The following is a 26,376-nucleotide window of genomic DNA, read 5'->3' as shown; positions in this document are numbered from 1 at the left end:
CGATGAATCGGCTGCCTTTTTCCAATTAAGCCGCGCTCCCATCCGGATCAGGTTCTATCGTAAATAAGGCCAAAACAGCCGCGAGCACACAAAAACCGGCAATCGTATAGAACATAAAGTGAGGTGAGATTTTCACCAAGATGGCAGCAAGCGGAGGACCAAGCGCCACACCAATAAATCGCATGGAGCTATAAATCGAAGTGATGGTTCCGCGCTCACTCTTATCAATACCTTCCGTGATCATGGCATCCATACATGGCAAGGTTACACCGATTCCGATTCCTCCCACACTAATTAAACCTATCAGCCAAGCAATGCCGTGCAGCATACCACTTATGATAAAACTAGCCGCGGCTAAGGTGATTCCTCCAAATGTGATCCATTTCATCAGCATTTTATTTTTACCAATTCGTTTACCGGTAATGAATGAGGCTATGCACAAGGCAGCCGATGGGATGGCTAAAATACAGCCTTTGATGATCCCTTTCACATGGTATTCATCCTCCAGCGTATCAGACAAATAAAACAACGTTCCGAAGATAGCGAGCATACAGATACATCCGATAGCAAAAATGGCCGATAACCATTTCCCGTTATCGATGAAAATTTGTTTCAAATGGGTTCGAAATTGGGCAAAGGTGACCTTTTCTTCTTTCTTTTTAGCGGGAGATTTGACCAGAAAGGCCACTAATAGAGCGGAAATCACACAAAGAACAGGAATCGCAAGAAAGGGAGCAAACCATACCATTAAAGCAAGAGCCGATCCCAGTATGGGGCTAAGTACTTTGCCAAAGGTATTCGCGGTCTCCACGACGCCCAGACTGCTGCTTACATCACTTTCTTTTTTGAAAATATCGCCGACAAGCGGCAGTACGATTGGAAAAGCACCTGCTGCACCTATGCCTTGCAAGAATCGGCCTAACATGATAACCAAGTAAGGATTTTCGATCCACCAAGCACCTAATCCACAAATTAGCCCGCCAATTCCAGTAATGATCAGACTCGGGATAATGATGATCTTCCTGCCAAAGCGATCGGAAAGATAACCGGCGACAGGGATCAGCAGGATGGCTACCGCGGAGTAAATCGTTATTAATAAGCTAACCTGGAGAGATGATATTCCTAATTTGCTGCGAATGGAAGGCAGCACAGGGATAAGCATTGAGTTTCCTAGTGTCATAATAAGTGGTATAGAAGCAATTGATATAAGGTCCCACTTTTTATTTTCCACCTATTACACCTAGCCTTCTTAATTTAATTGCTTGTAGGAGATCTGTACGACTAACTTACTATTCCCCTATTTATATACCCAAACCAAAACATATTTATCCCACTTGTATAATCGGATTAACTGTTGTAAAATTATGAGAATTATCGTTATCTGCCAATTGGTTAACCAAAGGCTCCCTAACATAAGGCCACCGTACAAGTTCCATCTGCGGTTGTCCTTAGTTCGGGAGCCTTTCTAATTTCACACATAAGGTGGTATCGTTATGAGCAAAAAAAAACGTCAACTTCATCTGAATTTGTTCGTTTCCCCGATGGGACACCATGAAGCTGCTTGGCGGCATCCGCAGTCGAACCTCGACCAGCTGCTTGATTTCTCCTTGTACCAGCGTCTGGCTGCAAAAGCGGAAGCAGCGAAGCTGGATTCGCTGTTTTTTGCGGACCGGGTAGCGACCAGTCCGAACGCCGCCAAGTACGGGGCGATCGGCGGGTATGAACCGCTGACGCTTCTGTCGGCACTTGCCGTGGTCACGCAGCGAATCGGTCTGATCGCGACCGTGTCCACGAGCTTCAACGAGCCGTTTAATCTGGCTCGGAGGTTTGCCTCACTCGACCATCTTAGCCGCGGCCGCGCTGGTTGGAACATCATTACATCCGGAACGGATGCGGAAGCGCAAAATTTCAATTATGAGCAAATCCCGGAACATGCTGCGCGTTATGAGCGAGCGAGGGAGTTCTTGGACGTAGCTACGAAGTTGTGGGATAGCTGGGAAGACGATGCCCTTGTCAGAGATAAGGAAGCAGGCGTTTTTGCCGATAGCTCCAAGGTTCATGAGCTTAATCATAAAGGGGACCACTTCTCCGTGAAGGGGCCGCTGAACATATCCCGTGGACCACAGGGGCGGCCACTGCTCGTCCAAGCCGGTTCTTCGCAGAATGGCAGACATTTCGCTGCGGAGTACGCGGAGGCGATTTTCACGGCTCAACAAACTTTTGAGGAAGCGGAGTCGTTCTATAGAGATATGAAGCAGCGGGCGGTTCAGCTGAATCGGTTGCCGGGACATATCGTCATCCTCCCGGGAATTTGCCCGATTATCGGGCGCACCGAGGAGGAAGCCAAAGAGAAGGAAGCGAAGCTCGTGGAGCTCTCTAACCCGGCTCACAGCTTGTTGATGCTATCCAATCGAATCGGCTTTGATCTGACGGGTTATCCATTGGACGGCCCAATGCCGCAGCTTCCGGTTGAAGAAGTGAGAGGCCATCAAAGCCGCACCAGCTTGATCGTCGAGATGGCTCATCGCGAGAATCTGACGCTGCGTCAGGTGCTGGAACGCCTGGCCGGAGGACGCGGCCATCGGACGATTACAGGCACGCCTCAGCAAATTGCCGATGTGATGGAGCATTGGTTCCAGAACGGTGCTGCCGACGGCTTCAATATTATGCCGCAGCTGATGGCAGGCGGGCTGGAGGATTTCTTGGACCTCGTCGTTCCCGAGCTGCAGCGCAGAGGATTGTTCCGAACGGAGTATACGGGTACAACCCTTCGTGATCACTACGAGCTTCCGTATCCCGGCAGTCAGTTTGCGGAAACTCCGCTCTCTAGAACTGTATGACTTGGAACAGGATCCGCTACTTCATGGAGGAGTAGCAGGTATTGCTGCACCAGAATGGGAAGAGTAATTTGGTAATGGCTCCGCCTATGCCTGTAAAAGGAACTGAGAGGAACTACAGGCCACTATTTCGGCGAATAGCGGAGTTCGCGCCGCCCGAGAAGAACTACAGGGCCTTATTTCTCCGGCAATTGGCTGATTACAGCCAAAAATGGAGAAATAACGGCCCCTAGTTCCCTCTCACGAGCAATAAAGCGCAATTCGATGAAATAGCGCCTTGTAGTTCCCTCGCCTGAGGATGGGAGCGACGGGAATGGAGTTGCGGGGGGATTTTCATCTCCCCCTATACTTAGCATGTTTAAGAGCACGGTATCAGCGAATTTGCATGGGGGAGCACGCACAACGCTGCTGAGAATTCAGCGGTAATGCGAGGCATGTTGGAGAGGTTGGACCTCAGCACCAGCGTCAAGCTGACTTCCCAGCCAACGTAAAGGAATTACAGTCCGCTATTTCGCTGAATAGCGGATCCTCAGAAATTAAATCTAAAGGATTTTTTATTTTCTCCGATAGAACTTTTAAATAGATGAATAGAAGAATGCGATATACACTGCGGCCATCTGTTGGGATATAGTATTCCTATGAATTAAATCCGATTATACACATCGGTATTAATGGTTAAAAGGGGAGTGACTTCAATGTCCAAGAGACAACTTAAGCTGGGAGCTAATTTGAATGGAGTCGGAAACAGTATATCCTTCTGGCGGCATCCTGAAGTGCCAACTAATGCGAGCGTTAATCTAGCGTTCTATAAAGAACAGGCCCGCAAAGCCGAGCAGGGGAAATTTGACCTTTTGTTTATCGCCGATGGCTTATTCATTAACGAAAAGTCCAATCCGCATTTCCTGAACCGTTTTGAGCCACTGACACTGCTTTCAGCCTTAAGCGAAGCGACTAGCCACATCGGACTGGTTGCAACTTTATCTACGTCCTATAGTGAGCCATTTACAGTTGCTAGACAGTTTGCTTCTATTGACCACCTTAGCGGGGGGCGAGCGGGCTGGAATGTTGTCACATCACCTTTGGAGGGTTCGGCGCTTAACTTCGGCAAAGGCGAGCATCCGCATCATTCGCTGCGTTACGAGATTGCTGAGGAGCATCTTGAGGTTGTAAAAGGGCTTTGGGACTCATGGGAAGACGATGCGTTCGTACGAGACAAAACAAGCGGGGTATTTTTCGATTCCGCCAAGCTTCACACCCTGAATCATAAAGGCAAACACTTTGCGGTTCAAGGTCCGCTGAATGTCGCACGTTCCAAACAAGGATACCCCGTCGTGTTCCAAGCGGGATCCTCGGATTCCGGGAAAGATCTTGCAGCCAAGTCGGCGGATGCCGTCTACACGGGACACGAAACATTCGAGCAAGCGCAAGCTTTTTATCAGGATGTAAAAGGCCGAGCAGCCGCTTATGGTCGCCAGCCGGATGATATTCTGATTTTCCCCGGAATCGGCCCGATTGTCGGCAGAACGGAAGAGGAAGCTGAGCGCAAATATCAGGAAATTGCGGAACTCGTCACAATCGAGCAGGCATTAAATTATTTGGGGCGTTATTTTGAGCATTATGACTTCTCACAGCATCCCTTGGATGAGCCATTTCCGGAACTCGGTGATTTCGGCAGCAACAGCTTCCGAAGTACGACAGACCGCATTAAGCAGGAAGCCAAGGAGCAGGGACTCACACTTCGCCAGGTTGCGCTGCGGGCATCCACGCCGAGAAGCAATTTCATCGGGACCCCGGAGAAGGTGGCTGATCTCATCCAGCAATGGTTCGAAGGAGGAGCTGCCGATGGCTTTAACATTCGAATGGTCGTACCGAACGGACTCGCTGATTTTGTAGATTTGGTTGTGCCAGTGCTGCAGGAGCGCGGAATATTCCGCAAGGAATATGAAAGTGACACGCTGCGGGGCAACTTGGGGTTGAGTATTCCCGAGAACCGTTACATCCGGCAGGCTGAAGCGGTAAGGGGGAACTAACATGTCGACCGCGATCGATGTATCGGTAAGGGAGGCCAGACCGGATGAGCGGGAGAAGGCTGTTGCTTTAACGGTGGAGGCATACCGCCAGTATGAGCCAGGCTTTGGTCCCGCGTTCTGGGAACAGTACATAAGCAATATTAAAGCGCAGTGGGAGCGCACGGAACCTACTTGGCGTCTTGTCGCCGAGCAGGGGGATAAGCTCGTAGGGGCGGCGCTTTTATACCCGCCTCAAGAGGGGTTGTATGAGAAGCTGAGCGAGACGATTCCGTATCCGGAAATCCGCCTGCTCGGCGTACATCCTTCTGCAAGAAGCAAAGGCGTTGCTACCTCGCTACTCGCAGAATGTGCCCGGCGTGCCAAGCAAGGCGGGTACTCTTATCTTGGCTTGCACACGTCGAGCCGGATGCCCGACGCCGTGCGGCTTTATCTGAGCCTGGGATTCGAGCGCGAGCCCCGGTATGATTTCTTTGCAGCTGACCAAACGACGGTGGTTGAAGCCTATCGTTTGACCCTGACTACAGTCCAAACTTCATAAATAAATAGGAGGATGTATCTATGAAATTATTGAAATCGACGAGCCTTATCCTGGCTTCCGCCTTGTTATTCGCAGGTTGCGGAGCTAAAGAAGATAAAACGGCCCAGCCAGCAGCAGGAGGAGCTTCACCAGCAGCCTCACCGGCAGCAGCACCAGCCGCCGCAGCGCCACAGAAGGTGAAAAAAATCGTGGTCGGTACGAGCGGCACCTTTAAAGACGTGACCTTCCTTGATGATAAGGGCGTTTTAACCGGTTATGATATCGAGTTGACGAAGGAGATTGATAAGCGTCTGCCTGACTATGAGTTTGAATATAAAACGATGGAGTTCGCCAATATCCTCCTGAGCCTGGAAGCGGGCAAAGTCGATCTGGCCGTGAATCAATATGAAGTGAACAGCGAACGGCAAGCCAAGTTTCTGTTCAACGACGAAGCCTATAACGTATGGCCGAGCAAAGTCGTTGTGAACAAAGACAACAACACGGTGAATTCGATTGAAGATCTTAAGGGTAAAAAAGTGATCACCTCTCCGGGGAGCAATGGCGCCGTCTGGCTGCAGGATTACAATAAAAGCAAAGGAAACCCCTTTGAACTGGTCTTCTCCGGCAGCGGCGGAACGAATGATGTGATTAATCAGATAAAAACAGGCCGTGTTGACGCGACCATATCGACGCCGTTCCAAGTAGCTGGCCGCAATAAGGATGCGGATGCGCAGCAAAAGGTTGTTGGTCCTGTCCTTTACACCTCCAAGATCTACTATGTGCTGCGCAAAGACGAAACGGATCTGAAAAGCAAGATCGATGAAGCGATAAAAGAAATCAAAAAAGACGGCACATTAGCAAGCCTCAGCAAAAAATGGTTAGGTGAAGATTTCACCGTGACACAATAATGGGAAAACCGTTTGATTTTTCACTGATTTGGGTGTACTTGCCGAAGCTGCTGTCTTACTTGCATGTCACGTTGTTCATTGTAGTGGCCTCCGTTGTATGCGGCGTACTGCTTGGCCTCGTTATTGCACTGCCAAGGCTGTACCGGATCCCCCTCCTTAATCGGCTCGTGATTATTTATATTTCTTATACAAGAGGCACGCCTATACTAATTCAGCTATTTCTAGTCTATTACGGTGTGCCGGAACTGCTGAAAGCTGTCGGAATTGACGTAAGCGATGTTCAGCCCTTGGTCTTTGTCATCCTCACTTATGCGCTTCATTTCGCAGCCTATTTCTCTGAAATTGTCCGCTCTTCGGTCAACGCCATAGATCGCGGTCAGGCGGAAGCCGGCTATTCGATCGGCATGAGCGGCTACGCCGTGCTGACGCGAATCGTTTTGCCTCAGGCGTGGAGAGTAGCACTGCCAAATGTGGCCAATCTGACGATCGGCACACTGAAGGATACCTCGCTTGCTTATACGCTGGGCGTTATGGATCTGGTGGGGCGAGCGGAGATGCTGGGTACGACCTATCATTTCCTTGAAATCTGGATTGCATTGTCGATTATTTACTATGTCGTGGTCCTATTCATGGAATTTTTGTACCATCGTTTCGAGCGCAGGGTTCAACGTTTTGAACAAGCTGTCACGGCTTTTGATTAGAGGAAAAGGAGGAGGCGGCCATTCACATCGATTTCACGTTTATGTTTGAAGCTTTTAGAGCCATGTTGAAGGCATTGCCGCTAACGCTGGTTATCTCGATTGTCCCCTTATTTTCAGGGTTCATTGTTGGTGTGCTTGTCGCTTTTATTCGGATGTACAGAATCAAATATATTCACCGCGTTGCGCAGTTTTATGTTTCCTTCTTCAGGGGCACACCGCTTCTGCTGCATATTATGCTTGTTTATTTTGCTATTCCCATGATCTTTGATTACCTCGCAGTCCGCTATGGCTGGAGTGTGCGCTCGAGCGTGATCCCGCTCATTCTGTTCATTTTCGTGGCGTTCACGTTGAATATCGGTGCTTATATGTCGGAAACCATCCGCTCGGGCATTTTGTCCGTTTCCAAAGGCCAGCTCGAAGCCGGCTACTCGGTTGGCATGACAACCTGGCAGGGGATGAGACGTATTGTGCTTCCGCAAGCGCTGCACGTAAGCCTGCCGAACCTGCTGAGCAAATTCATCGGCTTGCTGCATGGCTCTTCGCTAGCTTTTATGATCTCTCTGCAGGAGTTGAACGGCACTGCGCACATCGTAGCGATGAGGAATTGGAAATACCTTGAAGCTTACATCGCAGCGGCTGTGATTTACTGGATTTTAACCATTTTGGCCGAAAATATCTCGACTTTATTGGAAAAACGTTTGAATACCTACAATCGCAGTGGTGTCGCCTAAGCAAAATCCCGGCATTTCGAAAAGGTGTATTGAATTGTTGAATCGATGTATAGAAGAACTCTATTAGACGAGAGCTTAAAAAAGATGATAAGGTTAGATCAAGTTAAATCCTTAGTAATTACATCGGAATTATATGTTTAAAAGAGATCGCGTTGGGAAAGGAGGCCCCTCATGATTCATTTATCCAATATTACCAAATCGTTCGGTCGCAATCAGGTGCTCAAAGGTATCAATCTTACGGTTAACAAAGGCGAAGTCGTCGCCATCTTGGGGCCGAGCGGTTCAGGGAAAACGACACTGCTTCGATGCTTGAATTATTTGGAAAAGCCGAATGACGGCGCGATCATGATTGATAATTTTAACGTGGACTGCAAAAAAGCAACCAAAAAGGACATTCATCAGCTGCGCCTTAAGACGGCGATGGTGTTTCAACAATACAATTTGTTCCGCCACAAGACAGCGCTTGAGAACGTGATGGAAGGATTGCTCATTGTCAAAAAGGTTCCCAAAGAAGAAGCTCGGAGAATCAGCGTCGAACTCCTGCAGAAGGTCGGTCTCGGGGAGAAGCTGGATGCTTATCCTTCTCAACTGTCCGGCGGACAGCAGCAGCGAGTCGGCATAGCAAGAGCGTTGGCGCTAAATCCCGAAGTTATTTTATTCGATGAGCCGACGTCGGCACTAGATCCTGAACTTGTTGGCGAAGTGCTCGCTGTTATCCGGAAGATTGCCAAAGAAGGCATTACGATGATTATTGTTACCCATGAAATGACGTTTGCGCAGGATGTCGCTTCTCACGTGGTTTTTATGGACGAAGGCGCCATTGTTGAGGAAGGGAAGCCGAACGAGCTGTTTAACCGTCCCAAAGAAGAGCGGACCAAACAGTTTCTGAGCCGCATTCGTCCAGAACTCTCATATTCCATCTAGGAGGCACCCCTATGACGATATCAATAGGCATTTTGGATCAAAGTCCGATCTACCCCGGGAGTACAGCGTCTGAGGCGCTTGCCCAAACCATTCGGTTAGCTCAAAAAGCGGAGGAGCTCGGCTTCCAACGATTTTGGGTGTCGGAGCATCATGATTCCGAAACTCTCGCCGGATCTTCGCCGGAAGTGCTGATTTCACACTTGTTAGCTAAAACAGAGCGAATCCGCATCGGATCTGGCGGCATCATGCTGCAGCACTACAGCCCTTATAAAGTTGCTGAGAATTTCAATGTGTTGGCTTCCCTTGCACCGGGAAGAGTCGATTTGGGCGTCGGGAGAGCGCCGGGCGGCTTGCCTCGCAGCACACAGGCGCTGCAGCGTGGCGTGACGGAGCCTCAGACGCTGACGGAAAAGCTCGCAGAGCTTGAAGCTTACGTGAACAACCAAGTTCCGGAGAGTCATCCGCTGCATGGGATTAAAGTATCGCCTGTTGCCGGCATTCCAGCCGATATTTACTTGCTTGGAGCGAGCCTCGACAGCGCACAGCTTGCTGCTTCGTTAGGCCTTCCCTATGTCTTCTCCTTATCGATTAACGGGGACAGATCAGCCGCAATTGAAGCTATACAGGTGTATAAATCAAACTTTCAGCGAACGTCCAATCGATCACCGCAGGCTATACTTGCTTTGTCCGTCATTGTGGCCGACACAGATCAAGCTGCCCATGAGCTTGCCTTCGAGCAGAAGCACTACAAAGTGTATTTGGCCAGCGGTAAGAAAGCGACTGTAGGTACGCTGGAGCAAGCGGAGGAATTCGGCAGACAGGCGAATGAGCCCTATACCATTGAAGAGAAAACGACGGAGGTCACCCGCGGTTCCAAAGAAACAGTTCGTGAACAGCTGGTAGATTTACAGCGGCTTACAGGCGTAGAAGAATTCATCGTGACAGCTAGAATCGAGGATTTCGCAGAAAGAGTCCGTTCTTACGAAAGACTGGCGGAAGCATTAAACGACGTAGAAACAATTGCGTAGCACTGCACAGTAAATGAACTATTCATTTTTTAGGAGGATAAACGATGAGCCATTCTGACATTCAACCCTATTTGGATACGTATAACCAGTTACTTGGCGCTGTAGAAGGGTTAAGCCAGGAACAATTAAGCTGGAAAGAGGCCCCTGCTTCGTGGAGCGTAACGGAGGTTTTGACCCACCTGGCCGATCACAGCCTTGTCATTTCTTTCCGTATTCGCGACATTTTAGCGGGGACGACGGTTCGACTGCCTGCTTTTAACCAAGACGCTTGGGTTAGCGGACAAAAGGCCAATGACGGCGCTGCTGCCGATAATTTGACGATCTTTCATCAATTGCTGCGATATAACAGCTTGTTATTTGAACGTTTAAACGATGAGGATTGGCAAAAGACCGGCATTAATGCCAAAGGCGATACCGTAAGTATTACGAATATTATTCAAGGATTTACGAAGCATGTGAATAACCATCTTTCCCAAATCGATCGCATTAAACGCTCTTACGCAAGCGCAAACCAGCCAGAGGTGAGCTCGTCATGAGCGAAACCTATCGTCTTGCTGAGCCCAGTGATGCCAAAAGGCTGCTGGAAATCATCTATGATGCGTATATTACGATACGCGAGCTGAAGCTGCAGTGGCCTGCAGCACATGCCGATTTGGCTTTAATCGAAGAAAATATCGCCAAAAACGCCTGCTACGTTTTGGAAAAGGACGGACAGATTGCCGCTACGCTAACGTTATCCAAGGAAGCTGGCAACAGGTGGAACAGGGAGTATCCGTTTCTCAAATGGTTCGCGGTCCATCCCGATGCGCAAGGCGGCGGACTTGGCACGAAGCTGCTGGCTTGGGTGGAGCAAGCCATCATTCGCGATGAATTGGGCGAATCGGCTGTCACCCTTGCCACAGCGGAGAAACATCCATGGCTGCTCGATATGTATGAACGAAAAGGCTATGAACGCATTGATGCCATTGACCGGGGCAATGGCGACGGCACGATGTATTTGCTGCGTAAAATCGTGAACCCTCCCCTGCATGCCGAGATCATTCGCCGGCACCGCCAAGGAGGTCAAGGATGAAATTCGCTTTATTCAGCTTAGTGATGAATATCCGGAATGCAGTTACGGGGGAAACGCTGACAACGCAAGAGAAGTTCCAGAACATTCTCCAGCAGGCGATTTATGCCGAGAAGCTTGGATTTGACGCCTATGGGATCGGGGAAAGACACGGGCCTCCGTTTCTTTCTTCCTCACCGGCTGTGCTTCTGACAGCCATTGCTTCGCACACTTCGCGCATTCGCCTGCTGACGACGGTCACAGTGCTTAGTGTCCTTGATCCCGTTCGCGTCGCCGAAGATTATGCAACGTTAGATCACCTGTCGGGAGGCCGCTTGGAGCTGATTATCGGGAAAGGCAATGACCCACGGCATTATCCGCTATTTGGCATCAAAGAAGAAGAGCAGTGGGATTCGCTTGCTGAGAGATATGCCCTGCTCAAACGATTATGGAGCGAAGAAAATGTTAGCTGGGACGGCAAGTATCGGCCCCCATTGAGGGAAGTAACCATTTTGCCTAGACCGCTTCAATCTTCGATCCCGATCTGGCATGGCAGCGCCTCGTCGCCGCTCTCCACGGAGCTGGCCGCCCAATACGGCGAACCGATTTTTTCGTCCAATACGTTTCATCCATTACCGAAGTACAAAGCGTTGATTGATCACTACCGGGAGAGATGGGCTTATTACGGACATGATCCTAAGCATGCTGTAGTGGGAGCAGGGGCAGGCACCCTATATTTGGCTAAAACGACAGAGGAAGCGATTCGGCGTTATCGTCCGTATTATGAGGCGTTTCATTCTACAGATTCCGCTAAGCATAACCAGTCGCCTTTTACTTCTCTGGAGGATAACTTAGCCAACGGGCCTCTGCTGGTGGGCAGTCCTGAACGTGTTATTGAGAAAATATTGACCTATCAAGCAGCTTACGGCCATCAGGTCATGTCGATAAGTGTAGACGGCCTGACGGAAGCTGAGCAGCGCGAACAGATGGCATGGTTTGCTGCTGAGGTTGCGCCCGTGCTTCGCAGGGAGATTGCAAGCAGCGTTTGGTCCGCTTAGATCTATTTATTTGACATAGGAGTGTGCACAAGATGAGGAAGTTACGTTTTATACCAGTCACGTTACTGCTGGCAGTTGCCATGACAGTGATGTCGGCTTGCGCAGGAGCCGGGGGCTCAGGAAGCCCAGCGGCTTCGCCTGCAAGCTCGGCTCAAGCTGCAGGGAACGGGCAGGCGACGAGCGGAGGTGAGATTTCATTTGCTCTGGCAACCTCGCCGGATTCGCTTGATCCGCATCGCAGCGGTTTAGCCGTTGCCGTTCGAGTATTCCGGACGATCTATGACAGTCTGGTCGTGCAGCTGCCGGACAACACGATTAAACCATGGCTGGCAACGGAATGGTCCATTTCGCCGGATGGTAAAAGCTACACCTTCAAGCTGCGCAAAGATGTGAAATTTCAGGACGGGACGCCTTTTAATGCGGAGGCCGTGAAGTACAGCTATGATCGTATTCTGGATCCAGCCACGAAAGCAGCCAATGCTTCCGCTTTGCTTAAGCCTTACAAATCGTCGGAAGTCATTGACGAGTATACGATTAAGATCAATCTGGAGTCGCCATCCGTAGCTTTTCTCGGTAACTTAAGCCAGGCGATGCTAGGCATCGTATCTCCAACGGCAGCCAAGAAATACGGCGATCAATTCGGTAAAAATCCAGTGGGAACCGGGCCTTTCAAATTTGTCAAATGGGACGACAATTCCGAAATTAAAGTCGAGCGCAATCCGGATTATAACTGGGCTCCTGCGCTGGTTGACAATAAAGGCAAAGCTTATCTGGACGCGATTACGTTCAAAATAATTCCGGAAGAAGCGACACGTCTTGGCAGCGTGCAGAGCGGTCAGGTCACGGCGGCAGAAACGGTGCCACCGCAAAATATCGTGGCGCTGAAAAACGATGCCAAGCTTCAGCTGCTGCAAGTGAATACAAGCGGCTTGCCGTATACGCTCTTTTTTAACCAAAGCAGAGCTCCTTGGAATGATGTGAAGGCACGCCAGGCTGTGCAATCCGCCATTGATGTTGATTCTATTGTCAAAACCTTATACTTAGGCACCTATCAGCGTGCGTGGTCGCCTTTGACACCTACGATTTTCGGTTACGATGCTTCCCTTGAAAACAAGATAAAACCGGATCTGGACAAAGCGAACCGCCTGTTTGATGAATTGGGCTGGGTGAAAGGTACAGACGGCATACGCGAGAAAGACGGCAAAAAGCTGACGCTGCATTATGTAGACGGCTCGCCAAACCGCGAGAAGCGCAATGATATTGCCGCCATCATCCAGCAGCAGCTTAAGAAAGTCGGCGTAACCGTCGAGGTTGAAATTACGAAAGACGTTCAAAGTGTCATTTATACAGCTCAAGCCTATGACCTTTATGGCAACAGCCAAGTCAATTCCGATCCAGTAGCCTTGAATTCGTTCTACCATACAACAGCTCCGAATGCCCGGCCATCCCTTTCTCATTTATCGGATCCGGCCATTGATAAGCTCCTCGAACAAGGCGTTGTGGAAGCGGATGAAGCGAAGCGTAAGGAAATTTACAAAACTGTACAGAACTATATCATCGACAATGCGGTCATTATTCCGGTTTACATTTTCCCCTACACCGTTGCTGTCTCTAAAAATGTAAGTGGCATCAAATTTGATTCATTAGGCTACCCACTTTTCAATGACGCGTCTATCCTCAAAAAGTAAGGAGGCCGTTCAGATGGTTAACGCAATCATCGTAAGATTCATCAGCTCTTTAGGCGTTATTGTGGGTTCTTCGGTTTTGGTGTTTTGTGTTCTGTATGTGCTGCCTGGCGATGTCGTGATGAACATCATTGATCCGAGCACGATGAGTCCTGAAGCGATTGCGAATTTGCGCCATCAACTTGGGGTAGATCGGCCGTTTTTGGAGCAGTTTACGACCTATTTCAGCCATGTACTGGTCGGAGATTTTGGCAAATCCCTGGTAAACTCAGAGCCTGTTCTGCCCAAAATCATGATGCACTTCCCAGCGACACTGGCGCTAACAGCCGCAGCATCGCTGGTCTCTGTTACAGTGGGGCTTGTACTGGGGGTCTTGTCGGCGATCCATCGCAATAAACCCATTGATATCATCGCCAGAATTGTCGGGTTGTTCGGTATTTCCATGCCGACTTTCTGGTCAGGAATTTTGCTAATTCTCATCTTTTCCGTGTATCTTGGGTGGCTGCCTGCGCTCGGCTCCAACGGTTGGCAAACGCTGGTTCTGCCGGCCGTGACTTTGGGCATGCTGGGAGCCGGTTTTATTGTTCGTATGGTGAGAAATGCCATGCTGGAAGTGCTTGGAGAAGCGTTCATTACAACGCTTCGCGCCAAGGGTCTACTCGAGCGCTCGGTCATGTACCGTCATGCGCTGCGCAATGCTTTGATTCCTGCCGTTACGATGCTGGGGATTCTTCTTGGCGAGATGTTGGCCGGCACGGTTGTCATTGAGACGGTGTTCTCGCGTCAGGGCATTGGAAGAATTATTGCGGATGCTATTATGGCCAAGGATTTGCCGGTCGTGCAGGGGGTTATTTTATTCTCCGCGATGATTTACATCTTGGTGAATCTTCTCGTCGATATCTCCTATGCCTATATTGATCCACGGGTTAGACGTTTTCAAAATTAAGCTTATCTTACGAAGTCAGTTTTCTAACGAAAACTTTAAGGAGGATGCCCAGGATGAGGGAAGCAGTTAACGCGAAACCCTTATGGCGGGTCAAACGAACCGGTCTGACCCTTCACCGTAAGAATCTGAATCTGAGCCCTTCACGTTTCATTTTATATGCGTCAACGGTTGTCGTTGTCTTTCTCATCATTTGCGCTGTTGTACCCGGGTGGATTGCACCTTATGTGCCGACCGACATGCAAGCGGATCAAATCTTGCTTCCTCCTGGTGGCGTCCATGTGTTAGGGACGGATTATTTTGGCCGGGATGTGTTCAGTCTTATTGTGTACGGCGCCAGGGAGTCTCTGTTTATCGGTTTTGCTTCTGTTATTGTAGGTGGGCTGCTGGGAGGGCTAATCGGCGCTTATGCGGGATATTTCGGAGGATGGACGGACCGTGTGCTGATGCGGCTCAATGATATCGTCATGACCATTCCTAGCGTATTGTTGGCGCTAGCGATTGCTGCGGCGCTCGGGCCCGGGCTTTGGAATATTGTTCTCGCTGTTGCATTGGCTGCAGTTCCAAACTATGCGCGTGTCATGCGGGGGCAGATCCTGAGTGTGAAAAATCGTCCGTTCATTACCGCTTCCCGATCCATCGGGGCGACACAGCTTTCTTTATTCATGAAGCATGTGCTGCCGAATTCGTTATCTCCGCTGCTGGTTATGGCGGCTATTGGCGTGGGAACCTCGATATTGACCGGGTCCGGTCTCAGCTTTTTGGGGCTTGGCGTGCTGAAAGAAATACCTGATTGGGGTGCTCTACTTTCCCAAGGCAGGGGATATTTAACCGTAGCTTGGTGGATATGTACGTTTCCGGGTTTAGCCATTACTTTGTTCGTATTGTCTATCAATGTTCTCGGCGATGAACTGCGCGATAAGCTTGATCCCAAGAAACGGCCATCATAGGGGGGAACAGGGGATGGGTGCACAGTTATCAGTAGATCGACTTGGTGTAGAGTTTGCTGTAAATTCAAATGTGATGCAGGCTATCAGCGATATCAGTTTTTCCATTCAGCCGGGCGAGATTGTTTGTCTGGTCGGTGAATCCGGCAGCGGTAAGTCCGTTACTTCCAAAGCGATCATGCGCTTAATTGAACATGAGAACGGGACGATAACGTCAGGCACGATCACTCTTGGCGATGTCGATGTCACTACGCTTTCGCAGCAAAAACTGCGTTCCTTGCGGGGTAAGAGAATTGCCATGGTGTTTCAGGAGCCGATGGCGGCATTTGATCCTGTTTTTACGATAGGCAGCCAAATTATCGAGACAATAAGGCGCCATGATCGTCATATCACGGTTCGAGAGGCAGAGGACGAGGCTGTTCGGCTGCTTCAGCGAGTAGGCATTCCAGAGCCGAAGCTACGACTCAAGCAGTATCCGGGTGAGTTGTCCGGAGGGATGCTCCAACGGGCTATGATTGCGATGGCTCTAAGCGGCAAACCGGAGCTTCTGATTGCAGACGAGCCGACAACCGCTCTGGACGTCACGATTCAGGCGCAGATTCTGCAGCTCCTGCAAGAGCTGAGGAGTGAGTTCAATATGTCCATCCTGCTGATCACCCACGATCTCGGGGTTGCAGCAGAGATGGCAGACCGAATCATTGTCATGTATGCCGGTCAAATTGTCGAGCAATCGACAGCCGTGGATCTTTTCACTCAGCCACGGCATCCGTATACGCTGGGGCTATTACGCTCAATTACGACACTGGACAGTGATCGCGCTCAGCCGCTTTATGCCATTCCCGGTTCGATACCCGGTATGAACAATCTTCCAACGGGATGCCGTTTTCATCCTCGCTGCGCCTATGCGACAGAGCTGTGCGCCCGTGAGGCGCCGGCGTTGGAAGATCGAGGCGGCCGGCAATCCGCTTGCTGGCATGCTGATCTCCTGCCGGAACTGCAAGATGCCCGGGTACCGGAGCAGGTTACTGAGCTTGATGTTCGCGAGCGCGCTACGCGGAATGAAATGAGCTCGAAGCAGGATGTCGTACCGAAGGATGTACCGCTCATTGAGCTGCGCCATGTTACGAAACATTATCCCGTGAAGAGCTCTTTCCTTTCAAGGGAGCGGCAATGGATTCAAGCTGTCGATGATGTATCTTTCACGATTCGAAAAGGTGAAACATTCGGTCTGGTCGGCGAATCGGGCAGCGGCAAGTCGACGCTGGGGCGGATGCTGCTTCATTTGGAGAAGCCTACCTCCGGTACTGTCTTGTTTGAGGACCAGGACTTGGGCGCATTGTCAGGCTCCCTATTACGTCAACAACGGAAGAATATGCAGATGATCTTCCAAGATCCGCATGGCTCCGTCGACCCCCGCTGGAAGGTAGGGGATATTATCGGTGAACCGTTCGCGGTTCATGGTGTGCAGAAGGGGAAGGAAAGAAGAGAATCCGTAGAGTCATTGCTGAACCTTGTGGGACTTGATCCAAGTGCTTATGACCGCTATCCGCATGAGTTCTCCGGCGGACAACGCCAGCGCATCGGCATTGCGAGAGCGATTGCTCTGGGGCCAAAATTTTTATTGGCGGACGAAGCGGTTTCAGCCCTTGATGTGTCCGTGCAAGCGCAGATTATTAATCTGCTGCAGCAACTGCGTAAGCAGCTTGACCTTACGATGCTGTTTATCGGCCATGGCCTGCATGTTGTCCGGTATGTCTCTGACCGTATCGGCGTCATGTATTTAGGCAAGCTGATTGAAATTGCGCCCAGCGAGCAATTGTTCCGCCATCCGGCACATCCCTACACAAGGGCGCTGGTGGCGTCCATCCCGGCTCCCGATCCGCTTCGGCAGCGCTCGTTCAAAGCCATTGAGGGGGAAATTCCGTCACCGGCGAGTCCCCCGTCAGGCTGCAGATTCCGCACGAGGTGCCCTGCGGCGACGGCAAGATGTGCAGCGGAAGTGCCACATTTCCGCGAAGTCAGCCAAGAGCATTTTGTCGCTTGCCACGATCCATTATTGTAATTGTGTAAATTCCGATTGACATACTTGGTATTTATCGGTAAAGTATAGAATAATTCAATAGCTGTCAACCGGGCAGCCGGAGACCTGTGAAGCCTTGATCTGTATGTTCGTCAGATAAAGTGCGCAGAGGTCTTTTTGTGCTTGGATGCTGACTCATTTTATTCTATTTGATCTGGGGTACCGCGTATGAATATTGAAAACATTGAGGCATTTGTTTATGTGTATCACTACGGCAGTTTTAATAAAGTAGCGGAGGTTTTGTTCCTGTCGCAACCCTCGGTTACTGCCCGCATTCAATCGCTCGAACGCGAGCTGGATATCCGGCTGTTCGACCGGTTGGGCAAGCAAGTGCAGCTCACGGAGAAAGGCAGGCAGTTTTTGCCTTATGCCCAGCAGCTGCTGCAAGTGTATCAGAAAGGCAAGCAGCACATCCAGCGCCAGCGGACGGATCCGCAAGAGCTTCGATTGGGCTGCACCGTGTCTGCCTCCAACTATATGCTGCCGGAATTGCTGCCTAAGCTGAAACGTCAGTTTCCGGGACTTCAAATCAAATTAACAACAGCGGGGACCGACGAAATCATGTCTAAAGTTCTGAATAAAGAGTTGGATATCGGTTTCGTCCGGAATATTAGCCATCCTAATTTGCATTCGGTCAAATTTTACGAAGATCCTATCCGGTTATATGCCTATGCGGATCATCCGCTGGTAGGTCAAAAAGAGGTGCCTCTTGATTTGATCCTCGACCATCCCTTCGTGTTTTTCGAATGCGGATCGCTCGATTGGCTGCGAATTCACAGGCTATTTCAAAGTTTGGATAAACCTCCGGCCATCGAAATCCAGACCGATAACGCAGAGACGGCCAAGAAGCTTGTTTTGAACAAGGCAGGCCTCTGTTTCCTCCCGGGTCTATGCGTCGACAAGGAAGTGCGCGAGCAGCTTCTGCATCCTGTAGATTTAGCGGGAGTAGCGAGCGTCACTCTGCAGACGAATTTGATCAGTTTGAATGGCGAGCAGTCGGAGATTCAGCAGTTTTTTCTGGCGAATCGAAGCGGGCACGAAAGATAAACAATCAGGAGGAAACACCATGGCGGAAGTTAGCATCAACAAACCACATATATTTCAACAAAAACTGGTGGATATCCGGCGTCACCTTCATCAGTTTCCGGAGCTGTCCCATGAGGAGTTCGAGACAACGGCGTTTATCCGAACGACGCTGGAGGCCGCCGATATCCGTATTGTCTCCGAATTTCATCTGGAAACGGGCTTGATTGCCGAGGTCGGCGGGCTCCACGGGGGGCCAATCCTCGCGCTGCGGGCCGATATCGATGCGCTGCCGATTCAAGAGGAGACAGGACTCAGCTTCGCTTCCAAGTATGGAGGCAAAATGCATGCATGCGGCCATGATTTTCACACTGCCGCTTTAATAGGCGCAGCATTACTTCTGAAAGAGAGGGAGCACGAGCTCGCTGGGAGCGTTCGTTTGGTGTTTCAACCGGCGGAAGAAAAGGCTGCGGGTGCTCAAAAGGTGATCAGAACCGGCGCCCTGAAAGGCGTTCGTGCGATCTACGGCATGCACAATAAACCCAATCTGCCTGTAGGCACGATTGGTATTCGTCCAGGTGCGCTGATGGCTGCAGCTGACGGTTTTCTAGTCGAACTGGAAGGCGTTGGTTCGCATGCTGCCGTGCCGGAAGCTAGCGTAGATCCGGTTGTAGCGGCCGCTTATCTGGTCACGGCTCTCCAGTCAATTGTCAGCCGGAATGTAAGTCCCCTGGAGAGCGCGGTTGTCAGCGTAACGCGGTTGCATACGGGGACCTCCTGGAACATTATACCGGAGAAAGCGATCTTGGACGGTACGGTGCGTACGTTCGATGCCGAGGTCCGTACCCGAGTCAAACAGCGCTTCAGTGAAATTGTGACAGGCATCGCTTCGGCGTATGGGGTCAAAGCATCGCTGCGCTGGCTTCAGGGACCACCGTCCGTGCACAACGATGCGACGCTTGCCGAAGCGGCTGGCAAGGTGGCCAAGCGGCTTGGTTTTGAGGTCACGACACCAACGCCTTCCCCGGCCGGTGAAGATTTTGCTTTTTACCAGCAGGATATACCGGGATTTTTCGCCTTTATGGGAACTTCCGGACCTCAGGAATGGCACCATCCTGCTTTTGATATCGATGAACGGGCTTTGTCCGTTTCGGCCTTGTTTTTTACCGAATTGGCAGTCGATGAGCTGAACCGGTTCGCCGCGGAGGGGTAGGCCCTGGAGGCCTTGGAGGAGGTCAGGCATGAAAAATTCGTTTGAAGTGATCGTTGTCGGAGCCGGGTCCATGGGCATGAGCGCAGGTTATTATTTGGCCAGACGGGGAGTCCGCACCTTGATGATCGATTCGTATGATCCCCCGCACGAAAATGGAAGTCATCATGGAGAGCCGCGGCTAATCCGCCATGCCTATAGCGGGGGGAAGTCCTATATAAATTTGGCGTTGGATGCCGACCGCTTATGGAGGGAACTCGAGGATACGAGCGGGCAAAAGCTGCTTGCTCGCTCCGGTGTGCTCAATATGGCCGATCGATCAATCGGCAAATTCATCCCCAGATTACCTGGCTGCGCAGAGGCAGGCGTTCAAGTGGAAATGCTGGATGCGGCAGAGGTTCACCGGCGCTATGCAGGCATTACGCTGCCTGAATCTTATGAAGCGATGTATGAACCGAATGCCGGATATTTGTACAGCGAGCAGTGTATTGCCGCTTATCGCAGGCTGGCTTTGGCCGAAGGCGCCATGCTGCTGCCCTATAATCCGGTTCAGCATATTCAGGCGGATGGCGCAGGTGTCCGTGTACGTACACGGGCCGGGGAATTTTCAGCGGATCAATTGATTATAACCGCCGGAGCCTGGTTCAAGCATTTAGAACCATTCGTGACCTTGCCGATTCGGGCTGTTCGCAAAACGGTGGGTTGGTTTCGAACAGAGCCACATTTTTACGACGCAGGAAATTTCCCGGGATTTACGCTCGAAACGCAAGAGGGAGGTTATTACGGCTTTCCGAACATTAACGGCGCGGGTATCAAAATCGGCCGCCATGACGGGGGATTGCCTTGGTCTCCGGGGGAGCAGGTTGCGCCATTCGGTCATCTTGAAGAGGATGAAGGGGATTTGCGCCGCACCTTATCCGCTTTCCTGCCGCAGTCAGCAGGGGAGCTGCTGCAAAGTGCAGTCTGCAAATACGAGTTAACTCCCGATGAGCATTTCATCATTGACCGCCATCCGTTTTATGCCAATGTTTTGTTGGCAGGCGGCTTCTCAGGGCATGGTTTCAAATTTGCCAGTGCGGTCGGTTCGCTGCTTGCCGATCTTGTTCAACAAGTGCCAACCACAGTGGATCTGAGTACTTTTTCACTGTCACGTTTTAATCACATTAAATCTTAGGAGGAAGAGACATGAGCAAGAAAAAAATAAAGTTAGGTGCCATTCTTCACGGTGTTGGAGGAAATATATCGGGATGGAGACACCCCGATGCCATTACAGATGCCAGTGTGAATTTTGAACTCTATAAAAAATGGACGCTGAAAGCGGAAGAAGGGAAGTTTGATTTCGTCTTCATTGCAGACGGTTTGTATATTACTGAGAAATCCATTCCTCATTTTCTAAATCGGTTTGAACCCATTACTATTCTGAGCGCTTTGGCTGGCATTAGCTCCAAAATTGGTCTAGTTGGGACATTGTCAACCTCTTATAGTGAGCCTTTTACAGTTGCCCGGCAATTCGGCTCCCTGGATGTGATTAGCGGCGGCAGAGCGGGGTGGAATGTTGTGACGTCTCCCTTGGAAGGTTCTGCGCTCAACTATGGCAAGCGGGAAGACCAGCATCCGGCTCATGCTGAGCGATATCGGATCGCGAATGAGTATTTGGAAGTCACAACGGGACTATGGGATTCCTGGGAAGACGATGCTTTTGTGAGAGACAAAGAGAAAGGTATATTCTTTGATCCATCGAAGCTGCACACGTTGAACCATAAGGGCGAGTTTTTCTCCGTCAAAGGTCCGCTTAATGTCGCACGCTCCAAGCAAGGGCAGCCGGTTATTTTCCAGGCGGGTGCATCGGAAGACGGTAAAAATTTCGCTGCTAAAGTGGCGAATGCCATATTCACCGGTCAGGAGACTTTGGAGGATGCCAAAAATTATTATGCGGATGTAAAAGGACGTGCGAAAGCACTGGGTCGCAATCCCGATGAAATCGTCATTCTTCCGGGCATAGGGCCGATCGTGGGCCGAACTCAGGAAGAAGCGGAGCGTAAGTATCAGGAAATTGCCAATCTCACGTCGATCGACAAAGCACTCGATTTCCTCGGCCGCTTCTACGAGCATCACGACTTCTCGCAATATCCGCTGGATGAGCCGTTCCCGGAGCTTGGCGATCTTGGCCGCAACAGTTTTCAGAGCGCAACGGACAAAATGAAAGCATGGGCAAAAGCGGAGGGGCTAACGCTTCGCCAAGTAGCTCTCCAAGTGGCTACGCCTAAGCCAACCTTCCTGGGAACGCCGGAGGTTGTCGCTGATAAACTGCAGGCATGGTTTGAAGAAGGCGGAGCCGATGGCTTCATTGTGGGCAGCGCCACACCTCAAGGTCTCGAAGACTTCGTTGAGCTTGTCGTGCCGATTTTGCAGGAACGCGGTCTGTTCCGCGAAGAGTATGAAGCGGATACGCTAAGGGGTAACCTAGGGTTACCGGTACCGGAAAACCGCTATACGAAACAGAATCAGCCCGTTGTGCAGGGCTAATTTGAATAAGCAAGGAAAGACCGGGACTCTTAAGGGGTTCCGGTTTGTTGTTGTTAGAGCAGGCATCCATTAGAAATTCGCTTGCGCTGGAGTTTACTCCATGCTTTACAATGCAAAGGAGGTACAAGTGAGACGAACGAATTTAGGGAGGAAGAGGAACATGGAAAATAACGATCAAGTGACACCTCAACAACCGATCCATTCGGGATTTGGCGCGCAATCAACAGCTCGAGAGGTATTGGAAGGACGCGATCTAAGCGGGAAAATCGCCATCGTGACCGGCGGGTACTCAGGCGTCGGACTTGAAACAACCCGCGCGTTAGCTGAAGCAGGGGCGACCGTCATTGTTCCCGCACGTACGCCGGAGAAAGCTCGCGTTTCCGTTGCCGGCATCCCTCGAGTTGAACTGGCGGAGTTGGATTTGATAGATCCTGCATCCATAGACGCTTTTGCCCAGCAGTTTCTGAACTCTGGCCGACCGCTGGATATCTTGATCAATAACGCAGGTATCATGGCTCCTCCATATGTGCTTGACAAACGCGGCTACGAATCCCAATTTGCAACCAATCATTTGGGGCATTTTCAGCTTTCGCTGCGTCTTTGGCCGGCCTTGAAACAGGCGGGAAGCGCGCGGGTCGTTTCCGTTTCTTCAACCGGTGTTCGCTTCGGAGGCGTTAATTTTGACGATATTCATTTCAAGCAGCAAGAGTACGATAAATGGAAAGCATACGGCCAATCCAAGTCGGCGAATGCGCTTTTTGCCGTTGCGCTGGACAAGCGGGGGAAGACGCACGGAGTTCGCGCTTTCTCTGTGCATCCCGGCAGAATTATGACGGATTTGGTTCGGTTTATGTCAGACGAGGAGAAGGTCGCTGCAAATGGGGTATTCAAAACGGCCGAGCAAGGAGCCGCTACGACTGTATGGTGTGCGACCAGTACACAATTGAACGGGAAAGGCGGCGTCTACTGCCTGGATGTCGATATCGCCAAAGTTGTTCCGGCCAACGCTCCGCAAGGGCTGAGCCAAGTCATAGAAGGCGTATTTCCTTGGGCGATCGATCCGGATTTGGCTGAGCGGCTATGGCAGGTTAGTGAGGAGATGACCCATATTAAGTTCATGGCCTGAGCTTAGGGGCATCCAATGATTTGGAAAGAAGGAGAAGAATGGAGCTGACTTTTTCAATTGCTGAGATCTCCGATAAGACCGGACTCAGTTATGATACGATACGTTATTATGAGAAAATTGGATTAATGCCAACAATAAGGCGTAGTAAAACCGGGCAGAGGGAATACGATCAGGAAGATTTGAGTCGCATTATTTTTGTGACGAAGCTAAAAAAAACTAACATGCCCCTTAAAGAAATTGAAAGGTACATGACCCTGGCAGCCAATCATGAATATGAGAGCTGCCACCGCATACTTAAGGAGCATCAACGCAAGATTGAGGAGCAGATTAATGAAATGCAAGAAGCTCTGTCTGTCATGAATTTTAAGCTTACGCATTATGAGGATCTCATAGAGCATCATTCCAAGTCTATGGGATAGATTACTTACATAGTAGATTCCGCCGATTACTCCTGTTATTTTACGCGCCCGATCCACTTTTGCAGAGCTAACTGGACTTTCTACCGCTAATTTCAGCAGATCCAACGATTTTTGTCTGTCAGCGACGATTTAGATGGAGCTTCTCCAGCTACTTCGTTCTGCGGAGCGGATCAACTTGGATTAGCGGTAGTTTTTCCAGCTTGAAGTGAGCACCCGTGTATCCATTCATTTGCAAGTATCATTAACACTCCGAATAATCATTAGCTCAGAAAAACGGGCGATATGATCAAATGATTGTTTCGGAACCTCATTCATAACTGATAAGCTGTGGAGGTTCCAAAATAATCCAAATAAATTCGAGGATGTGAGGAGGGATCAAACGACTTGTAAGCGATTTCAAACATGCTTCATACATTTTATCGCGGGAGGAATTCATTTGAGAAAAAGTGTTGCGAAGGTATCGAATTACGTTCTATTGTTTGCTCTTGTAATCTCGCTAATCGGAACCGGATTAGTAACGAAGGTTGCGCAAGCCTCCAGTATTTCGATTACGAATAGTGGAGGATGGAATGAGACGGCTTTCGTTGAATGGTCGCCAGTAAGCAATGCGCAAGGATATAATGTGTTTGTTAAGCCGGCAGCTGCAGCAGATTCGCAATATAAACAATTGGATACTCAACTGATCCGTAAGTACGCTGCTTATTGGAGAGCTGATGCGGTAGGGCTTGCAGCTGGAAATTATATCATGAAAGTGGAAGTCGTCCTGTCAGATGGTTCCAAAGAAAGCATTGTTTCAAATGCGATATCCGTAGCGCCGCACGACAGATCCGGTTTTGCTTTTGCAAATAACTCTCCGTTTGGTACGGGTTCAGGTGCTTATAATGAGGATGGTACACTTAAGAATGGTGCTCAAGTTCTGTATGTAACATCTACAACTGCGAAAACGGTAACCCTTGGTGTGAAAATCAATAGCGCTGGCGATCTACAAACAGGTGTTGGAATAGGTTCAATTCTGGCCCTCAGACAAAAAGGCTATGATAAAACACCGCTCGCGATTCGATTTATTGGAAAAGTTACAGCCTCTGACATGAGTGGCCAACTAAACAGCAGTGGATTCCTTGAAGTAAAAGGGAAATCCAATTATTCAGAAATGAACATCACATTAGAAGGTATCGGAAAAGATGCGTATGCGTATGGATGGGGAATGCTGCTTAGATACGTCGGCAATGTAGAAGTTAGAAACCTAGGCATTATGTTATTCCCTGACGATGGTCTTTCACTTGATACAGGCAATGCCAATGTATGGCTGCATAATAATGATATTTTCTATGGAACAGCAGGAGGAGACGCTGATCAGGCAAAAGGCGATGGCTCCACGGATCTGAAAAAAGGAACAACCTATATTACAGTCGCTTATAATCATTACTGGGATTCTGGCAAAGCTGCTCTTGTCGGATTGAGTGAGTCGTCCGAGTTTTTTGTAACCTTCCACCATAATTGGTTTGATCATTCAGACTCTCGCCATCCGCGGATCAGAACGGGAACGATTCATATTTACAATAACTTTTTTGACGGCGTCTCCAAATACGGTGTCGGCGCTACAACAGGAAGCTCTGCATTTGTAGAATCCAATTATTTCAGACATACCAAAAATCCAATGCTCATTTCCTTACAAGGAACGGATATGCATGATGGGGAAGGCACATTCTCTGGGGAACCTGGAGGTATGATTAAAGCCTACAACAACCTTATCCTTGATCCTGGCAGTATCATTTATGCGAATTCCGATAGTGGAACAGCCCCGGCCAGTGCTACACAATTCGATGCTTACTTAGCTTCAACAAGAAATCAAACCGTTCCAAACACATTCAAAACAGTATCAGGCGGTACAGCTTATAATAATTTTGATACTACAATTGATACGGGTGTGATTGCCTCTAACATTGATGCTGTAGGCACGGTAGAGCAAGTTGTTACGACAGAAGCCGGCCGCCTTGGTAGTGGAGATTTTACATGGGAGTTTAATGATTCCGTTGATGACACGTCCTCTATCCTGAATACAGCACTGATGTCTAAAATACAAAGTTACACGACCCAACTGGTATCTGTGGGTGGTAATTCAACAGGATCAACACCAACGCCAACACCGACACCACCGACGGCAACACCAACGCCAACGCCTCCGACATCAACGCCAACACCAACACCAACACCAACACCGCCGGTACAAACACCACCGCCTACATCGACAATCGTTCATAACTTCACGACCGATGGAAAAACAAGCAGCTTTTTCAATATCCAAGGGAACCTCTCCACTTCCAAGGGAACCGTGGTTTATAATGGTTTAACATTAACGCAATGTTTAAAAATCGAGTCTGCCACGAGTATTGGCTTCACTTCAACAGCAGCTGCAACATTAACTTTAGTTTTGAATACGGCAGACGGAACAAAAATCAAAATAGACGGAACAAGCTACGCGATTGCCAATGGCACTGTCAGCGTATTGCTTGCGCCTGGCGCACATACCATCACAAAGGATGACGTTACTAATCTTTATTACATGAAGCTAGAATAGAAATAGATACCCGAACTCTCGTTCAGGAACTATGATCCCGTCATAGTTCCTTTTTTT

The 26,376-nt window shown here is 49.8% G+C and carries 23 protein-coding genes; 22 read left to right on the top strand and 1 reads right to left on the bottom strand.

Annotation, left to right across the window (positions count from 1 at the left end; all coding sequences use genetic code 11):
• Window positions 1-25: 25 nt before the first annotated feature.
• Window positions 26-1,180, bottom strand: a complete 1,155-nt coding sequence (locus PCH02S_RS33720) for an MFS transporter (RefSeq protein WP_164819831.1) — start codon at window positions 1,178-1,180, stop codon at window positions 26-28.
• 313 nt (window positions 1,181-1,493) lie between these two features.
• On the opposite strand from PCH02S_RS33720, the gene PCH02S_RS33715 reads away from it, so the two are divergent.
• From PCH02S_RS33715 to PCH02S_RS33610, 22 genes are all read left to right on the top strand, one after another.
• Window positions 1,494-2,840: an LLM class flavin-dependent oxidoreductase gene (locus tag PCH02S_RS33715; protein WP_127458482.1), complete on the top strand. Its 1,347-nt coding sequence runs from the start codon at window positions 1,494-1,496 to the stop codon at window positions 2,838-2,840.
• 692 nt (window positions 2,841-3,532) lie between these two features.
• A complete protein-coding gene (locus tag PCH02S_RS33710; protein WP_127458481.1) occupies window positions 3,533-4,867 on the top strand; it encodes an LLM class flavin-dependent oxidoreductase in 1,335 nt (444 codons plus the stop codon).
• A gap of 1 nt (window position 4,868) precedes the next feature.
• Window positions 4,869-5,405: a GNAT family N-acetyltransferase gene (locus PCH02S_RS33705; protein WP_127458480.1), complete on the top strand. Its 537-nt coding sequence runs from the start codon at window positions 4,869-4,871 to the stop codon at window positions 5,403-5,405.
• Window positions 5,406-5,425: 20 nt separating this feature from the next.
• Window positions 5,426-6,292, top strand: a complete 867-nt coding sequence (locus tag PCH02S_RS33700; RefSeq protein WP_127458479.1) for a transporter substrate-binding domain-containing protein — start codon at window positions 5,426-5,428, stop codon at window positions 6,290-6,292.
• The gene (locus PCH02S_RS33695) at window positions 6,292-6,993 is read left to right on the top strand and encodes an amino acid ABC transporter permease (protein WP_127458478.1); all 702 of its coding nucleotides are present in this window, start codon (window positions 6,292-6,294) and stop codon (window positions 6,991-6,993) included. The genes PCH02S_RS33700 and PCH02S_RS33695 overlap by 1 nt, the downstream gene beginning before the upstream one ends.
• A 20-nt stretch (window positions 6,994-7,013) precedes the next feature.
• Window positions 7,014-7,724 (top strand): amino acid ABC transporter permease, encoded by a 711-nt coding sequence (locus tag PCH02S_RS33690; protein WP_164819830.1) that lies wholly within the window; start codon window positions 7,014-7,016, stop codon window positions 7,722-7,724.
• Between the two features lie 171 nt (window positions 7,725-7,895).
• Complete coding sequence (locus PCH02S_RS33685) at window positions 7,896-8,648, top strand: amino acid ABC transporter ATP-binding protein (protein ID WP_127458476.1); 753 nt, start codon at window positions 7,896-7,898, stop codon at window positions 8,646-8,648.
• An 11-nt stretch (window positions 8,649-8,659) separates the two neighbouring features.
• Window positions 8,660-9,676, top strand: a complete 1,017-nt coding sequence (locus PCH02S_RS33680; RefSeq protein ID WP_127458475.1) for an LLM class flavin-dependent oxidoreductase — start codon at window positions 8,660-8,662, stop codon at window positions 9,674-9,676.
• Between the two features lie 44 nt (window positions 9,677-9,720).
• Entirely contained in the window at window positions 9,721-10,212 is a 492-nt protein-coding gene (locus PCH02S_RS33675; protein WP_127458474.1) for a DinB family protein, read from the top strand.
• Window positions 10,209-10,748: a GNAT family N-acetyltransferase gene (locus tag PCH02S_RS33670; protein ID WP_127458473.1), complete on the top strand. Its 540-nt coding sequence runs from the start codon at window positions 10,209-10,211 to the stop codon at window positions 10,746-10,748. Before PCH02S_RS33675 ends, PCH02S_RS33670 begins: the two co-directional genes overlap by 4 nt.
• Complete coding sequence (locus PCH02S_RS33665; protein WP_127458472.1) at window positions 10,745-11,782, top strand: LLM class flavin-dependent oxidoreductase; 1,038 nt, start codon at window positions 10,745-10,747, stop codon at window positions 11,780-11,782. The genes PCH02S_RS33670 and PCH02S_RS33665 overlap by 4 nt, the downstream gene beginning before the upstream one ends.
• 32 nt (window positions 11,783-11,814) lie before the next feature.
• A complete protein-coding gene (locus tag PCH02S_RS33660; protein WP_127458471.1) occupies window positions 11,815-13,470 on the top strand; it encodes an ABC transporter substrate-binding protein in 1,656 nt (551 codons plus the stop codon).
• A gap of 13 nt (window positions 13,471-13,483) precedes the next feature.
• Window positions 13,484-14,413, top strand: coding sequence for an ABC transporter permease (locus PCH02S_RS33655; RefSeq protein ID WP_127458470.1), 930 nt, complete (start codon window positions 13,484-13,486; stop codon window positions 14,411-14,413).
• 53 nt (window positions 14,414-14,466) lie between these two features.
• Window positions 14,467-15,360, top strand: coding sequence for an ABC transporter permease (locus PCH02S_RS33650; RefSeq protein WP_127458469.1), 894 nt, complete (start codon window positions 14,467-14,469; stop codon window positions 15,358-15,360).
• A 13-nt stretch (window positions 15,361-15,373) separates the two neighbouring features.
• A complete protein-coding gene (locus PCH02S_RS33645) occupies window positions 15,374-17,419 on the top strand; it encodes a dipeptide ABC transporter ATP-binding protein (protein WP_127458468.1) in 2,046 nt (681 codons plus the stop codon).
• A 186-nt stretch (window positions 17,420-17,605) separates the two neighbouring features.
• Complete coding sequence (locus PCH02S_RS33640) at window positions 17,606-18,484, top strand: LysR family transcriptional regulator (protein ID WP_127458467.1); 879 nt, start codon at window positions 17,606-17,608, stop codon at window positions 18,482-18,484.
• Between the two features lie 19 nt (window positions 18,485-18,503).
• Window positions 18,504-19,673: an amidohydrolase gene (locus tag PCH02S_RS33635; protein ID WP_127458466.1), complete on the top strand. Its 1,170-nt coding sequence runs from the start codon at window positions 18,504-18,506 to the stop codon at window positions 19,671-19,673.
• A gap of 28 nt (window positions 19,674-19,701) precedes the next feature.
• Window positions 19,702-20,844 (top strand): N-methyl-L-tryptophan oxidase, encoded by a 1,143-nt coding sequence (gene solA, locus PCH02S_RS33630; RefSeq protein ID WP_127458465.1) that lies wholly within the window; start codon window positions 19,702-19,704, stop codon window positions 20,842-20,844.
• 11 nt (window positions 20,845-20,855) lie between these two features.
• Window positions 20,856-22,196: an LLM class flavin-dependent oxidoreductase gene (locus PCH02S_RS33625; RefSeq protein WP_127458464.1), complete on the top strand. Its 1,341-nt coding sequence runs from the start codon at window positions 20,856-20,858 to the stop codon at window positions 22,194-22,196.
• A gap of 160 nt (window positions 22,197-22,356) precedes the next feature.
• A complete protein-coding gene (locus tag PCH02S_RS33620) occupies window positions 22,357-23,322 on the top strand; it encodes an oxidoreductase (RefSeq protein WP_127458463.1) in 966 nt (321 codons plus the stop codon).
• A gap of 38 nt (window positions 23,323-23,360) precedes the next feature.
• On the top strand, window positions 23,361-23,741 hold the full coding sequence (locus tag PCH02S_RS33615; RefSeq protein WP_127458462.1) for a MerR family transcriptional regulator: 381 nt from the start codon (window positions 23,361-23,363) through the stop codon (window positions 23,739-23,741).
• 436 nt (window positions 23,742-24,177) lie between these two features.
• Window positions 24,178-26,319, top strand: coding sequence for a pectate lyase family protein (locus tag PCH02S_RS33610; RefSeq protein ID WP_127458461.1), 2,142 nt, complete (start codon window positions 24,178-24,180; stop codon window positions 26,317-26,319).
• The last annotated feature ends 57 nt before the right edge of the window (window positions 26,320-26,376 follow it).

The organism is Paenibacillus chondroitinus NBRC 15376, assembly GCF_004000765.1.
Lineage (GTDB): Bacteria > Bacillota > Bacilli > Paenibacillales > NBRC-103111 > Paenibacillus_E > Paenibacillus_E chondroitinus.
Note: the sequence above shows the minus strand (reverse complement) of the source record. Positions and strands in the feature narration are given on the sequence as shown.